Here is a 7,135-nt window from a genome sequence, read left to right on the forward strand (position 1 = left end):
GGTGCCCTCGCCGCACGCTCGGAGGGCCCACTCCCCCTGCCCGGGGACCATTCGGCCCCGACTGAGACGCTATCCGCACAGGAAGGAACGGCCCATGGCTGACACCCAGAAGGACGAGTTCGCTGAGCTGAGCTACGAAGAGGCGCGCGAACAGCTAGTCGCGGTCGTCGCGAAGCTCGAGGCAGGCGGTGTGAGCCTCGAAGAGTCGCTCGCCCTGTGGGAGCGCGGAGAGGCCCTCGCCCAGCGCTGCGAGGAATGGCTCGACGGCGCCCGCCGACGGCTCGACGCCGCGCGCCGCGAACCCGCCGCGGGAGGGGACGCGGCCGGGGCGAACGCCTAGCCGTCGCACGGCGGTCAGGTCGCGGCGAGCCGCCGCTTCTCCTCCTCGATGTCGAACGCGGCGGTGGGCCACTGCGGGTCCATGCGCTCGAGTGCCGCGACGAGCAGCTCCTGAACGACCATGCGGGAATACCACTTGTTGTCAGCGGGCACGACGTACCACGGCGCAGAGGCGGTACTCGTCCGCTCGATCGCAATCTGGTACGCGTCCATGTAACCGTCCCAGTACTTCCGCTCCGCGAGGTCGCCCGGCGTGTACTTCCAGTACTTCGTGGGGTCGTCGAGCCGCGAGGCGAGCCGCCGCTTCTGCTCGTCCTTGCCGATGTGCAGCATGACCTTGAGGATGCGGGTCCCGCCCTCGTGGAGCCGTCGCTCGAAGTCCTGGATCGCGGAATACCGCCTCTCGAGCTCGGCCTCGTCAGCCCACCCGTGCACGCGGTGGATGAGCACGTCCTCGTAGTGCGAGCGGTCGAAGCAGCCGAGCATCCCCGGGCGAGGAAGCTCCTTCTCGATTCGCCACAGGAAGTCGTGGCCCTTTTCCTCCTCGGTCGGCGCGCGGAACGCCGCAAGCTGCACGCCCTGGACGTCCACTGCTCCGACGACGTGGCTCACCATCCCGCCCTTGCCCGCGGTGTCCATCCCCTGGAGCACGAGAAGCAGCGAGCGATGGCCCCCGGAGCGGCCTTCGGCGAACAGCCGCTCCTGCAGATCGGCGAGGTGGGGATCCCGCTCGGCGAGGATCTCCTCGCCGCGCGCCTTGCCGCCGGAGAATCCGGGGGTCGACCCGGGGTCGACGGCGGCGAGGGAGAATCCGGGCCCGACGACGAGGAGGTCCTCGGGCGCCTCCACGAAGCCGTGGCCAGCCTTGCGCTTGGACATCGCCTCTCCCCGAGTCAGGTCCCGGAATCAGTTCCCGGCGTAGCGCGACAGGAACTCGCCCATACGCCCGAGCGCTTCCTCGATGTCGGCGACGGCAGGGAGCGTGACCATGCGGAAGTGGTCCGGGGCGATCCAGTTGAACGCGCGGCCGTGCGAGAGGAGGATCTTCTGGTCGCGCAGGAGATCCAGGACGAAGCGCTCGTCATCCCGGATGCGGTAGACCTCGGGATCGAGGCGCGGGAAGAGGTACAGGGCCCCCTTGGCCTGGCGCGTCGAAACGCCGGGCATCGCGTTGAGCATCTCGTACGCCTTGTTGCGCTGCTCGAGCAACCGACCGCCCGGGAGGATGAGGTCGTTGATGCTCTGATAGCCACCGAGCGCGGTCTGGATGGCGTGCTGCGCGGGGACGTTCGCGCACAGGCGCATGTTCGCGAGCAGATTGATGCCCTCGAGATAGTCGGCCGCGGCCTTCTTCGGGCCCGAGATCGCCATCCAGCCGGCGCGGTAGCCGCACACGCGGTAAGCCTTCGAGAGCCCGCTGAAGGTGAGGCACAGGACGTCCTCGTCCGTGAGCGACGCCATGTTCGTGTGAGTCAGCCCGTCGTACAGGATCTTCTCGTAGATCTCGTCCGCGAAGATAATGAGGCCGTGCTGCTCAGCGAGCGCGACGATCCGGCGCAGCGTCGAGTCGGAGTACACCGCACCCGTCGGGTTGTTCGGGTTGATGACCACGATGCCCTTGGTGCGCGGCGTGATCTTCGCTTCGAGGTCTTCGAGGTCCGGCTCCCAGTCCGCCTCCTCGACGCACGTGTAGTGCACGGCCCGGCCGCCCGCGAGCGAGACGGACGCCGTCCACAGGGGGTAATCGGGGGTGGGCACGAGGATCTCGTCGCCCTGCTCGAGCAGCGCCATGAGCGACATCGTGATGAGCTCGCTCACGCCGTTGCCGAGGTAGACATCGTCGACGCCGATGTTCTGGATGCCGCGCGTCTGGTAGTACTGCGAGACCGCGGTGCGCGCGGAGAAGATGCCGCGCGAGTCGCTGTAGCCCTGGGCGTGCGGGAGGTGGCGGATCATGTCGACGAGGATCGCGTCTGGCGCCTCGAAGCCGAACGGGGCCGGGTTGCCGATGTTGAGCTTGAGGATCTTGTGGCCCTCGGCCTCCATCTGCTGGGCAGCCTCCAAGATCGGTCCCCGGATGTCGTAGAGGACGTTATGAAGCTTGGAAGACTGCTTGAATTCGGCCATTCACCAAATATGCCACAGGGTGTGGGCGGGTCATCCTGAGATCCCGCTCACACCCTGTGTGACGCATCCGTGCCGTGCGGGTCCGCTACGAGGCGAGGCCCTTGTCCTTGAGCCAAGCCTTCGCGGCGTCGGCCGGGCTCTGCTTCTGGTTGCCGCTCACGGCCCGGTTGAGGTTGATGAGATCGGTCGTGGTGAGCTTCGCGGAGACGGCGTTGAGGGCCTTCTTCGCAGCGTCGGAGACGTTCGACGTGTTCACGAGCGGGACGACCTGCTGGGCGATGAAGTTGTTCTTCGGGTCATCGAGCACCACGAGGTCGTTGTCCGGGATCGAGGGGGTCGTGGTGAAGATGTCGGCCACCTGGATCTCGTTCTGCAGGAGGGCCTTGAGCGTCACGGGCCCGCCGCCGTCGCTGAACGACTGGAACTGCTTGGGGACACAGTTGTACTTGTCCTTGAGCCCCGGCAGGCCGTAGGCGCGCTGCTGGAACGTGGCCGGGGCACCGATCACGAGGTCACCGCAGACCTTGGACATGTCCGCGATGCTCGAGAGCGAGTACTTCGTGGCGGTGGCCTTCGTCACGACCATCGCGTCCTTGTCCTCGGCCTTGGCCGGGTCGAGAATCGCGAGGCCCTTCGGGAGCTTGTTCGGCAGGGCGCCCGCGATGTCCGAGGCAGAAACCTGGGTGGCCTTCTGGTCGAGGAACAGGAGGAGGTTGCCCGTGTAGTCCGGGACGACATCGACCGAGCCGTCCTGGACCGCCTTGTAGTAGACCTCGCGGGCGCCGATATTGGGCTTCGTGGTGGCCTGGACGCCGGCCGCGTTGAGCGCCCCGGCGTAGAGCTCGGCGACAATCTGGCTCTCCGTGAAGTCGGCCGAGCCGATCACGAGGGCCTTGTTGGATCCGGAGCTCGCCGAGCCCCCGCCCGTGCTGAGCGGATTGGACGAGCCTCCGCACGCGCTCAGAGCGAGACTGAGCCCTAGCCCGGCGACGAGCGCGGTAACCGCCCGTCGACGCGGAATCGAGGGGAAGTGACTGGTCATGACATTCCTTCCTGTGCGACCGCCTCGGGAGCGGGGAGCTTCCGTGCGGAGGACGAGCGGGGACCGAACAGACGCAGGAGCGCGCCCAGAACCAGGTCCGTGACGACCGCGAGCGCCGCGACGAGCACGGAGCCCCCGAGCATCTGGGGGTAGTCGGAGAGGGAGAGCCCGTCGAAGATGTAGCGGCCGAGCCCGCCGAGATTCGTGTACGCGACGACGGTCGCGGTCGCGATGACCTGCAGCACGGCGGCGCGGACGCCGCCGAAGATGACGGGCACGGCGTTGGGGAGTTCGACAGCGAAGAGCACCTGGTGCTCGCGCATCCCCTGGGCGCGGGCCGCGTCGACGACCACGGGGTCCACGGCGGCGATGCCTGCGTAGGTCCCGGCGAGGATGGGCGGGACCGTGAGGATCACGAGCGCCCAGATGGGCGGCATGAGGCCGATCCCGGCGAGCAGCACGAACAGGACGAGCAGCCCGAGCGTCGGCACCGCACGGAGCGCCCCGGCGAGCGCGACGACGACGACCCGGCCGCGGCCCGTGTGGCCCACGTAGGCACCGATCGGAAGGGCGATGGCGGCGGCGATAACCACCGTGAGGAGCGTGTAGAAGATGTGCTCGCCGAGCCGAGTCGGGATCCCGGCGTACCCCGACCAGTTGGCGGGATCCGTGAGCCACGCCCACGTGAGTTCGATGAGGCTCATGCGCGCGCCGCCTTCCGGGGCCCGGCGCCCGCGGCGAGGCGGGCCCACGGCGAGAGGAATCGGCCCACGAGCACGAGCGCGAGGTCCATGACGAGCGCGAGGACGAGGATCGCGACGAGCCCCACGACGATCTCCGTGACGAAGTCCCGCTGGAGGCCCTCGGTGAACAGGATCCCGAGGTTGGGCATGCCCACGAGCGCCGCGACGCTCACGAGCGAGATGTTGCTCACAGAGATCGCCCGCAGGCCCGCAATGAGGACAGGGAGCGAGAGGGGCAGATCGACCTGGAAGTACCGGGTGACGGGCGTGTGCCCGAGCGCCTGCGCGGCGAGGCTCAGCTCTCCGTCCACAGAGTCGAGTGCGTCAAGGGACGAGCGGACCAGGAGCGCGACCGCGTACACCGTCAGGGCCACGATGACGTTGATCGGGTCGAGGATCCTCGTTCCGAGGACCACGGGAAGGATGATGAAGAGCGCGAGCGAGGGCACCGTGTACAGGATCGAGCTCCCGGTCAGGAGCACGGTGCGCCACGCGGGGTGGCGCCGCACGAGTTGCGCGAGGGGGAGGCTGATGACGAGCCCGAGCGCCAGCGGAACCACGGCGAGGATGAGGTGCTGGCCGCCCAGCGAGAGGATCCGGCCGAGGTTCTCGATCGCCCACTCCATCAGCCGGCCTCTTCCCCCGCCTCGGGCGCCGCGCCGCGCGAGGCCCGCTCACGCTGGGCCTGGGCGCGGCGTCGGTCCGCCTGGGCGATGACCGCGGTGGCGCCGACCGTGCCAAGGTAGCGGCCGTCGTCGTCCACGACCACGCCCCGCCCCGAAGGCGAGGACAGCGCCGCGTCTAGCGCAGTGCGCAGGGAGCCGCCCGCCCGGTGGAGGGATCCGCCGCTCATGAGCGAGCCAGGGGCGTTCGGGGATGCCCAGCCCGCGGGGCGCTGGTCGTCGTCGACCACCACGGCCCACTCCTCGAGCCGCACCGAACCCAGCTCCGTGCGCCCGACGCTCGCTGCGCCGTCGACCGCGAGCCCCGCGTCGTCGAAGAAGCCCAGATGCCGGAAGCCGCGGTCGCGGCCCACGAAGCCCGCCACGAAGTCATCTGCCGGAGCCCGCAGTAGCTCCTCCGGCCCGGCCACCTGCGCGAGGCGGCCGCCCACGGCGAACACCGCGATGCGGTCCCCGAGCAGCACGGCCTCGTCGATATCGTGCGTGACGAACACGATCGTCTTGCCGAGGTCCCGCTGGAGCCGCAGGAGCTCTTGCTGGAGCTCGTGCCGCACCACGGGGTCGACGGCGCTGAACGGCTCGTCCATGAGGAGCACCGGCGGGTCCGCGGCGAGCGCGCGGGCCACGCCGACACGCTGCTGCTGGCCGCCCGAGAGCTGGGCAGGAAACCGCGAGGCGAGGGCCTGCGGAAGGCCGACGACGTCGAGCAGCTCCCGCGCGCGGGCCCTCGCCCGGCCGCGCGGCACCCCGTTCAGCCGCGGGACCGTCGCGATGTTGTCCACGACCGTGCGGTGCGGCATGAGCCCCGCGGCCTGCATGACGTAGCCCATCGAGCGGCGCAGCTTCGCGGCAGGAAGCGCCGCGGCGTCCTGGCCGTCCACGGTGATGGTCCCGGACGTCGGCTCGACCATCCGGTTGACCATGCGCAACGACGTCGTCTTCCCACAGCCGGACGGCCCCACGAAGACCGTGATCTGACCCTTCGGCACGCTCAGGCTCAGACGGTCGACGGCGGTCGTCCCGCCGTAGACCTTGCTCACTTCGCGAAACTCGATCATCGCTTCGGTCACGCTGAACCTCGCTGGGGGCAGGCCTGTACTGCTCTGGCTCTGCCGAGCCTACCAGCGATGCCTGACACCGGAACGGGATGGATGCTCTCTGCTTTTCCGGGCCCCACCTGCGAAGACGTCATCGACCCCGTGCGGCGAGATCGATCGTGCCGAACACCGGATCGCGGTCGAGCACGCGAACGTCCTCGATGCCGAGCTCGACGAGCGCGGCGCGGAACCCGTCCTGGAGCCTGCCCACATTCATGCCCAGTCCGCTGCCGAGGATCACGGGACCGTCGATCCCGAGCTGCCGGGCGACCTGAGCGGCCATTTTTGCAAGGTCATGCGCCGCGGATTCGAGCATGAAGGCGGCGCCCGCGTGGCCGGCGTCCGCCGCCTCGACGACGACGCGCGCCTGCTGCGCCCAGTAGCGGCGGCCCGTCGCGGGAGCGTGGAAGTGCGCGATGAGCTCGTTGGGGGCCGAGAGCCCCGTGCTCGTCAGGAGCGCTTCGGTGAGCGCGTCCGGCTCGAGGCCGAGGTTCATGCGGTGGAGGCTGTACCGGACGGCCTCGCGCGCGAGCCAATAGCCGCTCCCCTCGTCCCCGAGCAGATAGCCCCAGCCGCCCGCCCGAGCCTCCTCGCCGTCGTCGTTCGTTCCCCACGCAGCGGAGCCCGTCCCGGCGATGACCGCGACGCCCGTCTGGGCGTGGCCCGCCGCGAGGAGAAGCCGCGAGTCGTGGACCACGGTGATCTCGGCGCTCGGGGCGTGCGGGCGAATGAGCGCGGCGAGGGCGTCGGCGTCGGCCTCGGTGTCGATCCCGCCCGAGCCCACGAACACGCGGGTCGCGTCCCCGCCGTCGAGCGCACCGAAGAGCTCGGCGAGATGCGCCGCCGCCTGCTCAGGCGTGACGTTCTGAACGTTGGCGCTTCCAGCCTCGCGATCGGCCACCACCTCGCCGTCGACGACCTTGATGCCCCGCGTCTTGGTGCCCCCGATGTCGAGGCCGATCATGGCCCCGACCGGGGCGCTCGCTGTGTTCACCCGCACAGCCTACTGGCCGGACCCCGCCGCTGGCCGCCTTGAGTGCTGGCCCCGCGGCCGGCCGCCTAGAGTACTGGGCATGGACACTGGCCTGCCTGGGGAACTGTTCG

At 69.6% G+C, this 7,135-nt stretch carries 8 protein-coding genes; 1 reads left to right on the forward strand and 7 read right to left on the reverse strand.

All coding sequences use genetic code 11. The features are described 5' to 3' along the window. Positions 1 to 94 precede the first annotated feature (94 nt). The gene (locus ACLN58_RS15225; RefSeq protein ID WP_415856101.1) at positions 95 to 340 is read left to right on the forward strand and encodes an exodeoxyribonuclease VII small subunit; all 246 of its coding nucleotides are present in this window, start codon (positions 95 to 97) and stop codon (positions 338 to 340) included. A 14-nt stretch (positions 341 to 354) separates the two neighbouring features. On the opposite strand, the gene ACLN58_RS15230 is transcribed toward ACLN58_RS15225, so the two are convergent. The 7 genes from ACLN58_RS15230 to ACLN58_RS15260 form a co-directional block, all read right to left on the reverse strand. Beyond that, positions 355 to 1,218, reverse strand: a complete 864-nt coding sequence (locus tag ACLN58_RS15230; protein ID WP_415856102.1) for a polyphosphate kinase 2 family protein — start codon at positions 1,216 to 1,218, stop codon at positions 355 to 357. 27 nt (positions 1,219 to 1,245) lie between these two features. After that, entirely contained in the window at positions 1,246 to 2,466 is a 1,221-nt protein-coding gene (locus ACLN58_RS15235; RefSeq protein ID WP_415856103.1) for a pyridoxal phosphate-dependent aminotransferase, read from the reverse strand. Between the two features lie 85 nt (positions 2,467 to 2,551). Next, the gene (locus tag ACLN58_RS15240) at positions 2,552 to 3,508 is read right to left on the reverse strand and encodes an ABC transporter substrate-binding protein (RefSeq protein ID WP_415856104.1); all 957 of its coding nucleotides are present in this window, start codon (positions 3,506 to 3,508) and stop codon (positions 2,552 to 2,554) included. After that, complete coding sequence (locus ACLN58_RS15245; protein ID WP_415856105.1) at positions 3,505 to 4,212, reverse strand: ABC transporter permease; 708 nt, start codon at positions 4,210 to 4,212, stop codon at positions 3,505 to 3,507. The genes ACLN58_RS15240 and ACLN58_RS15245 overlap by 4 nt, the downstream gene beginning before the upstream one ends. Further along, positions 4,209 to 4,877: an ABC transporter permease gene (locus ACLN58_RS15250; protein WP_415856106.1), complete on the reverse strand. Its 669-nt coding sequence runs from the start codon at positions 4,875 to 4,877 to the stop codon at positions 4,209 to 4,211. The genes ACLN58_RS15245 and ACLN58_RS15250 overlap by 4 nt, the downstream gene beginning before the upstream one ends. Continuing rightward, the gene (locus ACLN58_RS15255) at positions 4,877 to 6,004 is read right to left on the reverse strand and encodes an ABC transporter ATP-binding protein (protein ID WP_415856107.1); all 1,128 of its coding nucleotides are present in this window, start codon (positions 6,002 to 6,004) and stop codon (positions 4,877 to 4,879) included. The genes ACLN58_RS15250 and ACLN58_RS15255 overlap by 1 nt, the downstream gene beginning before the upstream one ends. A 118-nt stretch (positions 6,005 to 6,122) precedes the next feature. Then, complete coding sequence (locus ACLN58_RS15260) at positions 6,123 to 6,995, reverse strand: N-acetylglucosamine kinase (protein WP_415856108.1); 873 nt, start codon at positions 6,993 to 6,995, stop codon at positions 6,123 to 6,125. Between the last annotated feature and the right edge of the window lie 140 nt (positions 6,996 to 7,135).

It is taken from the genome of Sinomonas sp. G460-2 (assembly GCF_047759905.1).
In the GTDB taxonomy this organism is placed as follows: Bacteria; Actinomycetota; Actinomycetes; order Actinomycetales; family Micrococcaceae; genus Sinomonas.

Excerpts from the sequence above, each read along its gene's own strand:
- ACLN58_RS15250 (WP_415856106.1), bottom strand. The coding sequence starts at position 4,877 with ATGGAGTGGGCGATCGAGAACCTCGGCCGGATCCTCTCGCTGGGCGGC.
- ACLN58_RS15235 (WP_415856103.1), bottom strand. The coding sequence starts at position 2,466 with ATGGCCGAATTCAAGCAGTCTTCCAAGCTTCATAACGTCCTCTACGAC.
- ACLN58_RS15260 (WP_415856108.1), bottom strand. The coding sequence starts at position 6,995 with ATGATCGGCCTCGACATCGGGGGCACCAAGACGCGGGGCATCAAGGTC.
- ACLN58_RS15225 (WP_415856101.1), top strand. The coding sequence starts at position 95 with ATGGCTGACACCCAGAAGGACGAGTTCGCTGAGCTGAGCTACGAAGAG.
- ACLN58_RS15230 (WP_415856102.1), bottom strand. The coding sequence starts at position 1,218 with ATGTCCAAGCGCAAGGCTGGCCACGGCTTCGTGGAGGCGCCCGAGGAC.
- ACLN58_RS15245 (WP_415856105.1), bottom strand. The coding sequence starts at position 4,212 with ATGAGCCTCATCGAACTCACGTGGGCGTGGCTCACGGATCCCGCCAAC.
- ACLN58_RS15240 (WP_415856104.1), bottom strand. The coding sequence starts at position 3,508 with ATGACCAGTCACTTCCCCTCGATTCCGCGTCGACGGGCGGTTACCGCG.